14 protein-coding genes and 2 pseudogenes are annotated in these 14,923 nt (G+C 52.0%); 13 read left to right on the forward strand and 3 right to left on the reverse strand.

Annotated elements, in window-relative coordinates; genetic code table 11:
- Nucleotides 1-178: 178 nt before the first annotated feature.
- The 3 genes from Q3V30_RS21505 (at nt 179) to Q3V30_RS21515 (ending at nt 2,162) form a co-directional block, all read left to right on the forward strand.
- A complete protein-coding gene (locus tag Q3V30_RS21505) occupies nt 179-424 on the forward strand; it encodes a hypothetical protein (RefSeq protein ID WP_306213305.1) in 246 nt (81 codons plus the stop codon).
- A gap of 457 nt (nt 425-881) precedes the next feature.
- Nucleotides 882-1,187: a hypothetical protein gene (locus tag Q3V30_RS21510; RefSeq protein ID WP_306213306.1), complete on the forward strand. Its 306-nt coding sequence runs from the start codon at nt 882-884 to the stop codon at nt 1,185-1,187.
- A gap of 756 nt (nt 1,188-1,943) precedes the next feature.
- Nucleotides 1,944-2,162 carry a KTSC domain-containing protein gene (locus tag Q3V30_RS21515; protein WP_306213307.1) on the forward strand — a complete coding sequence of 73 codons (219 nt, stop codon included), beginning with the start codon at nt 1,944-1,946 and terminating at the stop codon, nt 2,160-2,162.
- 5 nt (nt 2,163-2,167) lie between these two features.
- Here the strand turns inward: Q3V30_RS21515 and Q3V30_RS21520 are convergent, their stop codons facing one another.
- On the reverse strand, nt 2,168-2,521 hold the full coding sequence (locus Q3V30_RS21520; RefSeq protein ID WP_306213308.1) for a winged helix-turn-helix transcriptional regulator: 354 nt from the start codon (nt 2,519-2,521) through the stop codon (nt 2,168-2,170).
- A gap of 148 nt (nt 2,522-2,669) precedes the next feature.
- On the opposite strand from Q3V30_RS21520, the gene Q3V30_RS21525 reads away from it, so the two are divergent.
- The 4 genes and pseudogenes from Q3V30_RS21525 (at nt 2,670) to Q3V30_RS21540 (ending at nt 5,178) form a co-directional block, all read left to right on the forward strand.
- Entirely contained in the window at nt 2,670-3,524 is an 855-nt protein-coding gene (locus Q3V30_RS21525) for an SDR family oxidoreductase (protein WP_306213309.1), read from the forward strand.
- A 179-nt stretch (nt 3,525-3,703) separates the two neighbouring features.
- Nucleotides 3,704-4,084 (forward strand): hypothetical protein, encoded by a 381-nt coding sequence (locus Q3V30_RS21530; RefSeq protein WP_306213310.1) that lies wholly within the window; start codon nt 3,704-3,706, stop codon nt 4,082-4,084.
- A gap of 207 nt (nt 4,085-4,291) precedes the next feature.
- Nucleotides 4,292-4,402 (forward strand): annotated as a pseudogene (locus Q3V30_RS21535) (transposase); the annotation flags it as partial.
- A gap of 185 nt (nt 4,403-4,587) precedes the next feature.
- Nucleotides 4,588-5,178, forward strand: a complete 591-nt coding sequence (locus tag Q3V30_RS21540; protein ID WP_306213311.1) for a tyrosine-type recombinase/integrase — start codon at nt 4,588-4,590, stop codon at nt 5,176-5,178.
- Nucleotides 5,179-5,327: 149 nt separating this feature from the next.
- Here Q3V30_RS21540 and Q3V30_RS21545 read toward each other — a convergent pair whose 3' ends face one another.
- Nucleotides 5,328-5,945, reverse strand: a complete 618-nt coding sequence (locus tag Q3V30_RS21545; RefSeq protein WP_306213312.1) for a TetR/AcrR family transcriptional regulator — start codon at nt 5,943-5,945, stop codon at nt 5,328-5,330.
- A 339-nt stretch (nt 5,946-6,284) separates the two neighbouring features.
- Between Q3V30_RS21545 and Q3V30_RS21550 the strand changes: the two genes are divergently transcribed.
- The 6 genes from Q3V30_RS21550 (at nt 6,285) to Q3V30_RS21575 (ending at nt 11,866) form a co-directional block, all read left to right on the forward strand.
- Complete coding sequence (locus tag Q3V30_RS21550; RefSeq protein WP_306213531.1) at nt 6,285-7,418, forward strand: MFS transporter; 1,134 nt, start codon at nt 6,285-6,287, stop codon at nt 7,416-7,418.
- Between the two features lie 49 nt (nt 7,419-7,467).
- Nucleotides 7,468-8,418 (forward strand): alpha/beta fold hydrolase, encoded by a 951-nt coding sequence (locus tag Q3V30_RS21555; protein WP_428979278.1) that lies wholly within the window; start codon nt 7,468-7,470, stop codon nt 8,416-8,418.
- A gap of 34 nt (nt 8,419-8,452) precedes the next feature.
- Nucleotides 8,453-8,764 carry an EthD family reductase gene (locus tag Q3V30_RS21560; protein WP_306213313.1) on the forward strand — a complete coding sequence of 104 codons (312 nt, stop codon included), beginning with the start codon at nt 8,453-8,455 and terminating at the stop codon, nt 8,762-8,764.
- A gap of 16 nt (nt 8,765-8,780) precedes the next feature.
- A complete protein-coding gene (locus Q3V30_RS21565; RefSeq protein WP_306213314.1) occupies nt 8,781-9,803 on the forward strand; it encodes an alpha/beta hydrolase in 1,023 nt (340 codons plus the stop codon).
- Between the two features lie 3 nt (nt 9,804-9,806).
- Nucleotides 9,807-10,658 (forward strand): NAD(P)-dependent oxidoreductase, encoded by an 852-nt coding sequence (locus tag Q3V30_RS21570; RefSeq protein WP_306213315.1) that lies wholly within the window; start codon nt 9,807-9,809, stop codon nt 10,656-10,658.
- Between the two features lie 230 nt (nt 10,659-10,888).
- On the forward strand, nt 10,889-11,866 hold the full coding sequence (locus Q3V30_RS21575; RefSeq protein ID WP_306213316.1) for an MBL fold metallo-hydrolase: 978 nt from the start codon (nt 10,889-10,891) through the stop codon (nt 11,864-11,866).
- Nucleotides 11,867-11,890: 24 nt separating this feature from the next.
- Here Q3V30_RS21575 and Q3V30_RS21580 read toward each other — a convergent pair.
- Nucleotides 11,891-14,893, reverse strand: a pseudogene (locus Q3V30_RS21580) (Tn3 family transposase).
- Nucleotides 14,894-14,923 lie beyond the last annotated feature (30 nt).

A 14,923-nucleotide genomic window follows, 5' to 3' on the forward strand; every position in this document is an offset into this window, starting at 1 on the left:
TACCCTTGTTCAGAACATCCTGAACCGACGTTTACTTTACCGGGGCTATGCAAAGCTTTCAATCGCACTTGGTACTCTTGGCTGCATGCCGGGTCAGGGAATGAATAGGGATAAGTGAAGTTCACACCCGGCAGGACGGCGGAGTGGTCTCAGTGTCATACTCAGAAATGACGTTTCGGTGAACCAAATCATGCCGCGTATCGACAATGTATTTAAGTTTGCGCGTTGGCCACTGAGGAGGTTGATGCAGAACGGCACCGAAATACCTTTCAATATGATCCACATTGTGGAAGGTCATTCTGCTGACGATGCACTGCACAGCATGGCGGTATTCATCTGCAGGTGCGTTGGCACTTGCGCAGGCGTCCAGAAAATCAGCCTGCTTTTTTCTCAGCCTAAACGCCTGCTGGTTCGCCCGAAATAACTGAAGATGAGGCTCATGATTAAGCAGCGCCCGGGCGCAGTACATTAGGCAGGCTTCCATCACACTTACACAGTGAACCCATGCCATACGCAAAACGATGTCCGGCTGAAACGCCAGATTAAGCCCCTGCAGTGTTTTCAGTTCTGAGAAGGCGTGCTCACAGCGTGCATCGACCGAGTTAAGAGAGGCCGATAGCTTCTCCTGCTGATAATCTTCGTAAGCCTGATCTGCCAGAAAGTCCTGCCAGTCGCTGTAATGCTGGGTAATAGAGTCCTACTCAGGCATGTCCGGCTCGACGTCCGGGTGATGCTCTGAAGCCCAGTCTTCAAAACGCTCTTCCTGCATGTCAAACAGATGCTCTCTGGCACTCCCCATGCTTAAGCTCCTAAAGTCTGATTTTTTTTGGTCCTAATCGCTTTCCAGGAAATGCGACCAGGCCGGACTCAGCCAGATACTGATGACGCTGCGGCCTGAAAACGCCAAGCGGGTGCCCGCAGAAAATTTTGAGCGCTTCTGGCTGCCGGGGTGCAGCGGACATCTTTTAGTCCCTGACGTCGGCTACGGGGTGCCGATTGTGAATGCAAACGGCGTGCTTAACCTAGGCTTCCGCTTTAAGGAAGAGATCTGCTCGTTGCACTGCTATACCGTGGAGGATGAACGCATCAGCCCGGTGCAAACGCTCACTGAAGCTGCCGACGCTCTGATTGCTGCCGTAGATAATGCTCTGAGCCCGTTCGCGAGAACGTTTGGTGCCGATGTCTGAACAAAAGGGGCGATCAGCGCCCCTTTCTTCCCTAAGCCTCCTGGCGATTACTTAACGGCTGCGGCGACCGGGCCGTTCATGGCCAGCCGGTGCATCTCTTCAAGTCCGGCAGGTGAATTTGACCTGCTCCCTGATAATTCACACAGAAGGCTGTTAGCAATGTCCACTGTTCGCTCATAGCTGCCCGTGATGCCAGCTCAAAAAACAGGCTTAACGTAGGATGTTTTCCGTTTTCCAAGCGGCCCCCTTCCAGGTTTTTTAACATCGAAGAGGGCCGTCAGATGAAGAGAGAGTCAAAAGCATTTAAGATACCTTCGACAAGTTGAATGTTGAAATTGTGGCGCTTAAGGAAATTCACCGCAGTAAATCGCTCTGAATAAACTTAACCAAAATGGTAAGTGCGGTGAGATCCTTGAGGCTCTGGAAAAAGCTTAAGCAAAGCGTGATTTAGATGAAGGCATTTATTGCGAGATTGACTTCAGAATTCGGCAGTACATCAAATACCGGGAGCCATCTATAAATTGAAATTTTCAGAAGGGTCACATACAAGCTGCATTGTTTGCACTGATGAGCGGTTAAGCAATTGAGCTCCTGCTGATACGTTCATACCTTGAACGTGACAGCATAACCTGTCTTCTTATCTTTCCTACACCATCAAAAACTCATGATATTCTCTTAAAAAATTTGAAAACACTCCATATCTGGACAAATGTTATTCTGCCGCTCCGTCATCCCCCCAGGCGACTGAAATTATATGTGGATCTTCTTTTGACGCGTAAACCAGTCATATCTTCCAGCCTGAAATCTGTCGGGTACGATCAGAAAATATCCACGCTTGAAATTTCCTTCACGCATGGACAAATCAACCAGTACTTTGGTGGCAGGTCTCATGTTCATCGGGCACTTATGAATGCTGATTCAAAAAAACAATTCTTCGAGGAAATATCAGACGCTCCTTCACTTGTAGAAACATAGGATAGTTAGGTCTCACGAGCAGCGTCGCGGAGTAACAGGCGTGACCCGACCTCCACAATAGAGGTGATCACCGGCAGTAGTTCCTGTCCGAGTGATGTTAATTCGTATTCAACAGATGGCGGCGAGGTCGCTAAGACGTTACGCCGGATCACGCCTCGTCCCTCAAGCTCACGCAACCGGCCACTCAACACCTTTGCCGAAATAGTCGGCGTGTCGCGCCGCAATTCCGAAAATCGACGTGGACCATTGCTCAAGCTCCAGATGAGCTCGGGTGTCCAAAGGCCACCAAGTAAGGCCGTGCATTTTGACATGGGGCAGCCGGGTAATGGTTCAACCTTCTTTCGCATCTTCAAGCTCATCTTCGTCCTCCCAGGAAAGTTTCCAGTTGGTTATCTGACTTCAGATTGGTTACCTGAAAATGATGGTAACCCATAGATAGGTGGTTTCCAATAGAAACTCCAGATCGTACACTTGGCCGCTTCAACCGATCCACAAAGAGGAATGAGCATGTATGCAATAACTGGAGCAACGGGGCAACTAGGTCGCCTTGTGATCGACGCATTATTGGCAACCGTTCCGGCCGAACAAATTGTCGCGGCAGTGAGAAATCCCGCAAAGGCACGCGATCTCGCCGAGCGTGGTGTGATAGTGCGCGAGGCGGACTATACGCGGCCTGAAACGCTCACAACAGCATTGAACGGTGTCGACAAACTTCTGCTGATCTCTTCCACCGAAGTCGCCGGTCGCCTGCCATTACACCGCGCGGTTATCGATGCGGCCCAGCGTGCCGGCGTTTCGTTGCTTGCTTATACGAGCATGCTGCATGCCGATACGTCGCCCGCTAGGCTCGCGATCGAGCACCGGCAGACGGAAGAGGTCATCGCGGCCTCAGGCCTCCCCGCCGTCATCCTTCGCAACGGCTGGTACGCCGAAAACCATTTGATGGCGCTCCCGGCAGTGCTGGAGCATGGTGCCTTTGTCGGTGCCGCAAAGGAGGGGCATTTTTCCTCTGCCGCGCGCAAGGATTATGCTGAGGCTGCAGCTGTGGTACTGACGACCGACGACCACGCGGGAAAAACATACGAGTTAGCTGCCGATCTTGCCTTCACACTCACTGAACTGGCCGCCGAAGTCTCCCGGCAGTCGTCCAGGAACGTTGTCTATAACGATCTTGTGAAAGAAGCTTATGTGAGTGTGCTGACAGGCATTGGTCTGCCAGCCGACCTGGCTGATCTTCTGGCCGATGCGGACGTTGCCGCCTCACGGGGAGCACTGTTTGACGATGGAGGCACCCTGTCGCGACTGATTGGTCACCCAACGACCTCGCTGGATAGCCTGATTGCAGCCGCATTACATCGTTAAAGCCAGGTTGGGGTGTTCCGGAGATGTCATGGGCAGCGCAAAGGCGAGCTTGACATGAGCGGAGGCACCACGCTTTCGACTGTTTGACATCAACACTCCACCCGACGAGCCAACCATTCGGTTAATTCTGTCGTCAGATGGCGCGATCATCTGACGACAGTCGATAAAAGGATTAGGACATGCTAACGACAAATATGACCAAACAAGAAAATACGGGAGCTTCGGAAGCAGCGCTCACCGCCGACGCATCCACCCCCGGGCAATCGCAAACGCCTCTTGTGTTCGAAGTCGTCACAGCGAAGCTAAGAAGTGACGTGGCCGTCGCCCAAATGATCGCGGTCGATCACGAGATCGAAACGACTGTGATCGCAAAACGCCCTGGCTTCCTGTCGCGCGAGTCCGCTCCGGGAAACGATCATAGCTGGCTGGCGATCATTCATTGGCGATCGGTCGCCGATGCTGATGCTTCGATGGAAAGCTTCGCATCAGAGCCCATTGCTGCAAAGTTCATGGCACTCATCGAAGCGGACTCGCTGGTGATGAAACGTTACGGGCACTAAACAGGGCGTTGTTTAATAAATCGGACGTTAAACCATACACAGGACCAGGTCACTACATTCCTGGTCCTGTAGCGGTATCTCGTGGCAAAAACACAAGTTCAAAATATCCAACGGGAACATTTACAACGAGGTTCTAGTTAATCGGCGTTCACTGACTGGATGAATAGGCCTTCCCTGGATTGGTACAACGAGCCTAAAACCTAATCCCGGCGCCGCACGCTACGTTATTCTAAGCTCACTATTTCTACTGTACTGATGCTCAAACGCGTCTTTAGTCTCACTCTGCGAGCCATGCAGGGGTTCATTGACTCCATTTTTACCTCACTAACACGATTGAAGAGTATTATTGGCATACACTATCTGTTCCGGCGTATAGCTAATGCGCGTTCTTCGTCTCATGACAACGTCATCCTCATTTAAGAATAGCGTTGCATCGACCAGTTGAACTCACAGCTCATATGGGATAACCATAATCACATCTCCTAACCTAATGGAGATTGAACATGACAATATCCCCCTGGAACAAAAGCCGCATTATTGGCCAGAAGCGACCTCTTCAGATCTCTCATACCTGGGGAATTCGTATCCGCCTGGAGCTGGAAGGAAAAGTCCGCGATCTGGCTCTGTTTAACATGGCTCTGGACAGTAAACTTCGGGGCTGTGATCTGGTTAAGTTAAAAGTTTCTGATGTGGCCTATGGACACTCTGTTTCGGGCAGAGCGACAGTGCTGCAGCAAAAAACGGGCAGCCCTGTTCAGTTTGAGCTGACTAAGGGAACCAGAGAGGCTGTAGCCGCATGGATCATACGTAGTAGCGACTATCTTTTCCAGTCCCGCGTTGGTTCTTCACGGTACATTTCAACCAGACAATATAATCGTATTTTTCATGGATGGATTGAGACGCTGGGACTCGATGAAACGCTCTACAGTACCCATTCCATGCGCAGAACCAAGCCATATCTGATCTATAAAAAAATGAAGAATATTAGAGTGATCCAGTTACTTTTGGACCACAAAAAACTCGAAAGCACCGTACGTTATCTAGGTATTGAAGTAGATGATGCTCTGGAGATATCAGAGTCGATTGAAGTCTAATTTGTTAGGGCTGCAACAGCAGCCCTGTGCCAGGAGGGGACGTTTACACTTTGTTATTCAACGGGGAACAGGTCAATTGGTTTATGTGCTTGATTGTAAACTGATGAAATGTGATTTTTAACTCTAAATAAGTCTCAGGCATAACCGTTTTAGTCCCTTATCGCGTATGAATTCCATACAGACATAATTGTTGTTATGGAATTATTCATATCAGAGAGCGATATGCCATCGCGTGCCAGTGTGGATAACCCCAGTAAAAAGGCATCAAAAGAGGTGGTTAACGCGATGATATCCGTTTTCTTGCTAAGCTCACCGCTATCTATTCCACGCTGAATATTACGCGCAATGCCTGCTCGTGTATGCTCTCGAGACCTCGCCAGAGGTTCGATAACAGATGCATGCCCGGCAGATGTTGCACTCATTACGCCTAAGCCCACCATGCATCCTTTAGGATGTCCGGCTTCACACTGCATGCTGGCTGAAAGCCGTAATGTCGTTTCAATAGCGTAGCGCGGCGGCAGATCGTCATTCCATAACGGCTCCGTTACCCGACCGTAAGTTGAAAGGTAATATCGAACACATTCCCGGAAGAGTGCTTCTTTGGACCCGAAGGCGGCGTAAAAGCTTGGGGCGGAAATCCCGTTGCTAATGCCCGCTTTTAACTCACTGAGTGAAGTTGACTCATACCCCTTTTCCCAAAAAAGATACATTGCCTCTTCGATAGCTTTGTCCCGATCGAAGGTTCGTGGACGTCCCATTGTTGCCATAGCAGTGACTCCGGTATTAAATCAGAAATAAAACTATTATACCAAACGATACACAAGTCGTTGACAACTATTTTATCCGCCACTAATGTATCAATCAGTACAGATTAATCAGCAAGATTAAACGCTCTAATCTTTCTTCAGTGTCCATTACCTCAACCGGCCTGAAAAGATGATGAGGGAAGCTTTACATATAAATAAATACCAACTGATACATAATTAAGGTAACAATGCGCTATGGATAAGAAAAACACTCACTGTCATCAAAGGCAGGTTGAGTTTACGAAACGGCATCAGTCAGCAGAACTGCGGCTTCCCATTGCGGCTCTTCTGGCGCTGGCAATGACTGGCTTTATCTGCATCATTACCGAAACGCTGCCGGCAGGCCTGTTACCGCAAATGGCCTCGGGCCTGAACATCTCACCGGCTCTGGCCGGGCAGCTGGTCACCGCCTATGCCCTGGGATCGCTACTTGCGGCCATTCCCCTGACCATCGCCACGCAGGGATGGCGCCGCAGAAACGTGCTGTTACTCACCATCGTCGGGTTTCTTCTCTTCAATTCGATCACCGCCTTTTCTGCCAGCTACTGGCTCACCCTGGCGGCAAGATTTTTTGCCGGCGTGGCCGCAGGACTTGCATGGAGCCTGCTGGCGGGCTATGCGCGTCGTATGGTTGCGGTTCATCAACAGGGAAAAGCGATGGCGATAGCGATGGTCGGCACGCCGATCGCCTTATCGCTGGGTGTGCCGCTGGGCACCTGGCTGGGCGCTGCCATCGGCTGGCGCAGTGCCTTCGCGATGATTTCCGGTCTGACGCTGGTGCTGATTGTGTGGGTCATCGCCAAAGTGCCCGACTATCCCGGTCAGGCCAGCCATGAACGGCTGCCGCTGCATAAAGTCTTTATAACGCCGGGCGTCAGGCCCGTGCTGAGCGTGGTCATCACCTGGATGCTGGCGCACAACATTCTTTATACCTTCATCGCGCCTTTTGTAGCCCAGGCGGGCCTGAGCGGTCGGGTGGATCTCGTGCTGCTGGTCTTTGGACTTGCTGCGCTGATCGCCATCTGGATCACCGGCCGTGTGGTGGATCGTCATCTCCGGTTAAGCGTGCTGACCTGCCTGGCCACATTTGCCGTAGTCTCCCTGCTTTTCATCTGGATGTCGCGCGCGCCGGTCGTGATTTACACGGGCGTGGCGATCTGGGGATTAACGTTTGGTGGCGCGGCAACATTGCTACAGACGGCGCTGGCGGATACCGCCGGAGAAGGCGCAGACATCGCCCTGTCGATGAACGTGGTCGCCTGGAACAGTGCGATTGCCGGCGGCGGCATTGTGGGCGGCATTTTGCTGGACGCCTGGGGGGCACGCGCGTTCTCACCGGTGATGTTCGTTCTGCTGGCAGCGGCCCTGCTTATTGCCTGGCGTGCGAAGGCATACGGCTTTATGCCCGGCATGCGGCAACCTCATACCAACTAACCGCGACGCTGCGGATTGAATTTAACTTCTTATTACAGGAAATAAATCTATGTTGAAACACATTATGGCCTGCCTGCTCTCGCTGTTTTCGCTGCTCGCCACTTCCCCGTCATCCGCCGCCGACGCATTTCCCGTTCCGGCAGGTTTTACCAGCGAGTATAAGGTCATTGACGGCGTGCGCCTGCATTACGTTAAGGGTGGAAAGGGGCCGCTGGTATACCTCGTCCATGGGTTCGGTCAGTCGTGGTATGAGTGGCATCACCTGATGCCTGAACTGGCCAAAAACCATACGGTCGTAGCGCCAGACCTGCCCGGACTGGGGGAGTCGGCCGTGCCGCATTCTTACCGCGCTACTGACGTCGCGCCGCTGCTCTACAAGCTTGCCTTGCAGTTTAGCGGCAATCAGCCTTTCGATCTGGTATCCCATGATATCGGGAACTGGAACACCTACCCCTTCGTGGTGAAACATGCCAGCCAGCTGCGCCGCGTGATCTTTATGGAGGCACCGATACCGGATGAAAGCATCTGGTCATTTCCGGCATTTACCCCGCAAGGAGAATCGCTGGTATGGCACTTCAGCTTCTTCAGCGCCAAAAATAATCTTGCTGAAACCCTGATTGCCGGCAAAGAGCGCCTCTTCTTTGAACATTTCATTAAAGAGCATGCCACCAACAAGGCGGTTTTCACCCCGGAGCTGCTGGATCTCTACGCGCGATCTTATGCCAAACCACACAGCCTCCACGCCGCTTTCGAGTATTACCGCGTACTCAATCAGGGCGTCGCGGATAACAAACTGCTCTCTCAGAACAAAATTGCCTTGCCGGTGCTGGCGATTGGCGGAGGCGGCCATGGCGGTATGGGCAAGTATCAAATCGAACAGATCGGGCGCTTTGCAACCAACGTAACGGGCAAGGTAATTCCTGACTGCGGCCACTGGCTGCCGGAAGAGTGCACGGCTGAACTGAACAGCGCAGTTATCACCTTCCTTAACGCACGATAAATCCTGACAAAAGAGTTTGCAAAGAGGCAGAGAGATGAACCATTTACCCGTAACCCTGTACGTAACCTATCACGGCGATCCGCAGAGCCGGTTTGATCGCGACTATTACGTCAGCGAGCACCTTCCGTTGGTAATGAAGGCGTGGCATCAGCATGGCCTGCTCAGTGCGATCGCCTTTTTTCCGGCAGTCCGGCAGGCAGGAACGCTCGCCATTTGCGAATGTCGCTTCCGTGATGAAAAAGCGATGGAGTTAGCTTTGAGTTCCCCTGAAATGCCTGAAGTCATGGCCGATGTTGCACTGTTTACCGATATCACCCCGGCAAGAGCTCGCGCTATTGACCTTTGATTTAACTGGAGAAAAAATGAAAAATCATCAGTATTATGCCCCCTGGCGTATAACGCCGCCTCGCGTGGTGTGTCGCGGACATTTCTGGATCGCCGGCGAGCGAACTGAACAGAACGGCCTTACGTATCAGCGCGGTCCGATGTATGTGGAATGGGAAGCGCCGGAGACCGTGAGCCAGCCCTTTCCCGTTGTTCTGATGCATGGCGGAGGATTTCAGGGCACGGAGTGGTTTGACACGCCCGACGGCAGGCCGGGCTGGGCGCAGCGGTTCGTTGAAAATGGCTACGCCGTGCTGGTCATTGACCGCCCCGGGCATGGCCGCTCGCCTTTTCACGTGGAGACATTTGGCGAAATGGGCCCGCCGTTTTCTTACGAGGGCGGGCAGCATATCTATTTTCCTGGCAACGATGAACGTCACACCCAGTGGCCCTTCGCCGTGGACGATGAGGATGCCATGGACGAATTTATTGCCGGTTACGGCCCGCTGCCAAAGGATCTGGCGCTTTCCCAAACCTCAGACGCCGATCGCATGGCCTCGTTACTGGATCGCATCGGACCGGCCATTATTGTGACCCATTCCGCTTCCGGCCCGGACGGCTGGCTGACGGCCGATCGCCGGCCGGATCGGGTCAAAGCCATTGTGGCCGTTGAACCGATGGGACCACCCTTTGCCGTGATCCCCAATATTGGAACCATGACCTGGGGAATAACGGCGGCCCCGCTGCGTTTTGAACCCGCCGTTAACAGCATTGATGCGGTCCACAATGCGGAGCCGGGCAGCCTGACTCTGCCTGCGCTGAAAGATCTGCCCATTCTAATCGTGACCGCGGAGGCATCGGCGTTTGCCGCAGCCAGTCCGCCAACGGCGGCTTTTCTTAACTCGGCGGGGGCATCGGCCGAGCTGCTTCACCTGCCCGATCATGGCGTGTATGGCAACGGGCACGGGCTGATCTACGAAAACAACTCTGACGAAGCGTTAGTACCCGTTTTGCAGTGGCTGGAAAAACACCTTTCCGGTTCAACTTTATTGAAGGATTAACCTATGCATATTGGCATTATTGGCACCGGCGCAATGGGCCGGGAAATCGCGCGTAACCTGGTTGCTGACGGGCATTTGGTTTGCGCATGGAACCGGTCAGGCGGTGAGATTGAAGGGGTCCGGCGAGCCGATTCCCCCGAACAGGCGTTACAGGCCGAGGTGACGTTTACCATGCTTTCTGACGACTCATCTATCCGGCAGGTATTGATCGAGACGGAGATTCTTTCCCATGCACGTCCCGGACTGGTGCATATTATTGGCTCAACCATTTCCGTCGCTTTCTCGCAGACACTGGTCGAGTTACATGAAGCTGCAGGCATCGCGCTGGTTGCTGCTCCCGTGCTTGGACGACCAGCCGTTGCTGCCAAAAGAGCGCTTAATATTCTCGCCGCCGGTGATCCTGCGGCGATGGAAAAGGTGCGGCCTGTGCTGGAGGCCATCGGTAAACGTATCTGGCATATGGGTGACAAGCCGCCGATGGCTCATGCCGCTAAAATCGCCTGTAATATGATGATTACCATGGCCATTGAAGCGATGGCGGAAGCCGTTGTGCTGACAGAAGCCAGTGGAGTGGAACGGGAACGATTTTTTGATCTCATTCTCAATACGTTATTTGGCAGCCGAACCTATCAGGTCTATTCCGCAAATATCATCAATGAGCTGTACGAGCCCGGTTTCAAAGCCACGTTGGGATTAAAAGATTTGCGGCTGGCTAAGGAAGCAGCGGCGGTGGCAGGGCGCACTTTACCGTTGCTTCAGGCAGTTCATAGACAAATGCATAACGCGGTGAGCGCAGGCAGCGGCGACAGGGACTGGTCTGTAATGGCAAATTATACAATCCGAACTGCCACTTAAAAACTACCTCAGTGAGAGGTTCGAATGCTTCATTGCATACTCGCTAAAATAAATGACGATGCAACATGAAGGGAAGCAAACTGAGATATGTTCCTCTGCTAAACAGGCTGGCTTACCGCTTAAATGAGCAACCTTTTATGCTTTGAACCACAATTATCGGTTTAGTTACTCTTTTGCTTTATCATTTCCAGAAAAATATTTTTTCACTTTCATAAATGGGACATTAATCTATGTATTATTTTCAGTCTTATTCTGTACGGCCTGCTCCAGCAATGATTTTGTTTTTCACTTTGATATCTGTACTGCTGGGACCGTTGCCGTCTCTGGCCTCTGCACCAATGCAAAAGAAAAAGTCCGGCTATTTGCATGTTATGGTTGGAAAATTTGAAGTGAGCGCTATAAACGATGGTACAGTGGCCCTACCAGTAGAAAAGTTGCTGTCTGAACCAGAAAAACTGACAAAATCCGCGTTACAAAAGTTGTTTATTGGACTGCCTGCCGAAACATCATTCAATGCCTATCTGATTAATATAGGTGAAAAGCTTATCCTGGTGGATACAGGTGCCGGTCAATTATTAGGTCCCACGCTGGGGAAACTCACAGATAATATTCGCGCTGCCGGATATCATCCCGAAGAAATTGACGATATTGTGCTCACGCATTTGCATCCTGACCATGTTGGAGGACTCATGTCGGCGGGAAAACAGATATTTCCAAAGGCAATAATACATGCTGAGAAAGCTGATACTGATTATTGGCTTTCACCTTCCAACCAAAAGAAAAATGGCGATGCTTCGGGGTTTTTTAAAGGCGATATGGCATCGCTTAATGCTTATGTCCGTTCAGGACAGTTAAAGCCTTTTAGCGGTAAAACCGTAATAGCGCCAGGTGTTATTGCCATTAACGCTCCTGGCCATACTCCTGGGCATGTTATCTATCAGGTGGAAAGCGCGGGTAAGCGACTTTATATCATCGGCAATCTTATCCATGTCGGTGCCGTTCAGTTCAGCCAGCCCGGTGTAACAATAAGCTTTGATAGTAACGGGAAACAAGCCAGAGATTCGCGCGAAAAATTCTTTAAAAAGATAGCCAACCAGGGGGACCTGATAGCTGCTGCGCATCTTTCTTTTCCCGGAGTTGGTCATATAGTATTTCAGAATGATAGTTTTGGATGGGTGCCACTTAACTATTCAACTAACGGGGTTTGAGGGCCAATGGAACGGAAACGTATGTTAAGGAGATAATTCATTGTTTAAATTTAAACTTCTTAGTTCCCCGTTCATAATATCCTCCGGTAGCGTGAACGTATAATGGCCCAGCATATTAATATGCCCGTGCATCAGTGGGGATAACCGGGCGATATCCTCTTCCCCGGTTTCTTCTCCATTACTGCGCATCCAGCTCAGTGCTTCCTGCATATAAAGCGTGTTCCATAGCACCACTGCGTTAGTGACCAGGCCCAGTGCACCCAGTTGATCTTCCTGCCCTTCACTATAGCGCTTTCTGATCTCACCTCGCTGCCCGTAGCAAATCGCCCGCGGCACAGCATGGCGGCCTTCTCCCCGGTTGAGCTGCGTCAGGATCTGCCTGCGATAATCTTCATCATCAATATAATTAAGAAGGTACAGCGTCTTGTTGACGCGTCCCACTTCCATGATCGCCTGTGCCAGCCCTGATGGGCGCGAGCTTTTCAGCAAAGAGCGAATGAGTTCTGAAGCATGAATGGTGCCCAGCTTTAGCGAACCGGCGGTTCGCATCATCTCATCCCACTGATTCTCCGCCTTCGACAGATCTGCACATCCCCGCGCCAGCTCATCCAGTGCACCGTAATTTGCCGATTTATCCACCCGCCAGAATACCGCTTCACCGGCATCGGCAAGCCGGGGGGAAAACTGGTATCCCAGCAGCCAGAAGAGGCCAAAAATAATGTCGCTGGTACCGGCTGTGTCTGTCATGATCTCAACCGGATTCAGCCCTGTCTGCTGCTCCAGAAGTTCTTCCAGCACAAAAATGGAATCCCGCAATGTGCCGGGTACTACAATGCCGTGAAATCCAGAGTACTGATCTGAGACGAAGTTGTACCAGGTGATACCACGTTCGGAACCAAAATATTTTCTGTTAGGACCGGAATTGACGCTTTTCACCGGCGTAACAAAGCGCATGCCATCGGCTGACGCCACTTCGCCCCCGCCCCAGCATCCGGCAACCTCCAGCGTGGACTGAAAATCAACCAGGCGGGCATTGGCGCTGACCAGCGTTTCTGTACGGAGGTAATTCTGTTTCACCCAACTGAGCCGGTGGCGGGTCAGTGCCGGTATATTGTGTTTTATCAGCGGTTCAAGTCCTATATTGCAGGCTTCAGCCATCAGAACTGCACACAGGCTGACGTGCAGATCCTGTGCCCGCGCTCCGGACTCACTGACATGCATAAATTCCCGTGTAAATCCTGTTCTGGCGTCTATTTCAAGCAGTAATTCCGTCAAATCAACCGGAGGAAGCAACTGTCTTACCCGCCCGTTGAGACAAAGCAACGATGGCGGCGCCTCCAGTTTATCCAGACTACTGATGGTCAGGGAAGGATATTTACCGTCATTGCAGACATGAACTTCCGCATTCCCTTCAAATCGGGATGCTACTGCTTTCCATGTCTCATCCAGCTGAACGGCCAGTTGCTGCACGCCTTTATGTCCATCGGTTGGATGTCCCAGCGCACGACAGACCGGAATGCGCTGAGCCTGCCATTCTTCCTCCTGCAACAGCTTCTCGCGGGGATCTCCCCAGCGGTCGCTGTTTTCGAGCCAGATGTCCCGGCGGCGCAATGCATCCTGAAGGCGATCCAGCAAACACAGTGAATAACCGGCGCGTTGTATCCGGCCCACCGCATCGTATACGAGGCGTTTCCAGGGGCCGGTGATGATATGTTCAGGCGCATCATCGAGGATGCGCTTTTTCGAGCCGTTCAGTTCAGTCAGATAATGAATCGCGGCCAGCGTATGTTCTCCTGCTGGCGCAGCACGGAAATGCAGCTCCCGCAATACTGCCGGAAGAAAACGCTTAACCCGGCCGTACTGCTCAACCATTTCGTCATGGAAATTATTGTTCTGAGGGCGGGCAAGCTCATTAACCTTGCTGACGGATTCTGCCAGTCTGTTCTTCGGTACGCAGTTGAAGATGGCCCGCCTCAGGTCTGGATCCTCTGCATTATCATCCAGCAACAATAAACATGCCCGCGCTAGTAACAGCGCTGCCCGATCAAGATCTTTCAGCGTCCTGAGTCGTTTTTTCTGCCCGGTTTTCTTCGCCTCGCGGGTAATGTCTAGGATCAGCATATCGAACACGTCAACGGCCTCATCCAGCGCTGTTATTTCCTGCGCTTTAACGAATGCGGTGAGTATGGCCAGTTTTCTTTGCTCTGGCATGCGTGCGATATATTTTACCGATGCCATACCTGCGTAACGCGCCAGATTACGCAACTGTATAGCGGGCAGGCCGGTAAAGTTCAGCCGGGAAAACTCAAGGTTTCGCAGCTGGATATACCGCTCCAGCGCTTCGGTAAATGCCGGACCGCTGACGCTGACTGGTCCCTTTTTCAGTTGCTCCAGCGGTGAAATTCGCTGCCCCTCAGGAATGTCCAGCAACTCCGTCACGCGGGCGGTCTGCCAGCTGTCCGGCAACGCGGCCAGTTTTTTCCACAGCCGCTGATTTGCCCGTTCGCGTATTTCACAGACGAGACGTACAAGTGTGCTTGCTCCGGGCAGCAGGACCTTATTCTGAAGCAGCCACGCGGTGGCAAAATCAAACATCAGACCGGGTCGCTCATTACTGAGCCATGCCCGGGTGTACAGCAGGCGCTTCAGACGGAAAGACCATGGAAAATCGCCAAATCCATGGTAACCGTAATATTCTTCAATCAGCGCCGTATGCTCTCTGAGGGTGGTATCCCGTTCTGCGTAGCGGGAGAGGACTTCCGGACGGCGGATATTAAGCTGCACCGCGACAAATTGCTGAACACCCGGCAGAACCCGGGTTAAATCTGTCAGAAAGGTGCCCAGAAAACGGGCGCTGGTAAGCTGAAGTGCTATTCCCAGCCGGTTATGCCTTCCCCGCCGCTGGTTAATGAAAGCAAGATCTCATTCATCAAGATGAAAATAGCGCGCCAGCTGCACGTCATTAGGTTCTGCAACGTAGCGACCATAATTCAGTTCCTGCTCAGTGGTCAGAAAATCGACGGGCATATCGGCCTCCCTGCCTGACGGTTATATGTT

Source organism: Erwinia pyri (assembly GCF_030758455.1).
Taxonomy (GTDB): domain Bacteria; phylum Pseudomonadota; class Gammaproteobacteria; order Enterobacterales; family Enterobacteriaceae; genus Erwinia; species Erwinia pyri.

Bases quoted from the DNA above. Each gene is read 5' to 3' on its own strand.
- Q3V30_RS21510 (WP_306213306.1), top strand. From the start codon at position 882: ATGACGCTGCGGCCTGAAAACGCCAAGCGGGTGCCCGCAGAAAATTTT.
- Q3V30_RS21520 (WP_306213308.1), bottom strand. From the start codon at position 2,521: ATGAGCTTGAAGATGCGAAAGAAGGTTGAACCATTACCCGGCTGCCCC.
- Q3V30_RS21525 (WP_306213309.1), top strand. From the start codon at position 2,670: ATGTATGCAATAACTGGAGCAACGGGGCAACTAGGTCGCCTTGTGATC.
- Q3V30_RS21530 (WP_306213310.1), top strand. From the start codon at position 3,704: ATGCTAACGACAAATATGACCAAACAAGAAAATACGGGAGCTTCGGAA.
- Q3V30_RS21540 (WP_306213311.1), top strand. From the start codon at position 4,588: ATGACAATATCCCCCTGGAACAAAAGCCGCATTATTGGCCAGAAGCGA.
- Q3V30_RS21545 (WP_306213312.1), bottom strand. From the start codon at position 5,945: ATGGCAACAATGGGACGTCCACGAACCTTCGATCGGGACAAAGCTATC.
- Q3V30_RS21550 (WP_306213531.1), top strand. From the start codon at position 6,285: ATGACTGGCTTTATCTGCATCATTACCGAAACGCTGCCGGCAGGCCTG.
- Q3V30_RS21555 (WP_428979278.1), top strand. From the start codon at position 7,468: ATGTTGAAACACATTATGGCCTGCCTGCTCTCGCTGTTTTCGCTGCTC.
- Q3V30_RS21560 (WP_306213313.1), top strand. From the start codon at position 8,453: ATGAACCATTTACCCGTAACCCTGTACGTAACCTATCACGGCGATCCG.
- Q3V30_RS21565 (WP_306213314.1), top strand. From the start codon at position 8,781: ATGAAAAATCATCAGTATTATGCCCCCTGGCGTATAACGCCGCCTCGC.
- Q3V30_RS21570 (WP_306213315.1), top strand. From the start codon at position 9,807: ATGCATATTGGCATTATTGGCACCGGCGCAATGGGCCGGGAAATCGCG.
- Q3V30_RS21575 (WP_306213316.1), top strand. From the start codon at position 10,889: ATGTATTATTTTCAGTCTTATTCTGTACGGCCTGCTCCAGCAATGATT.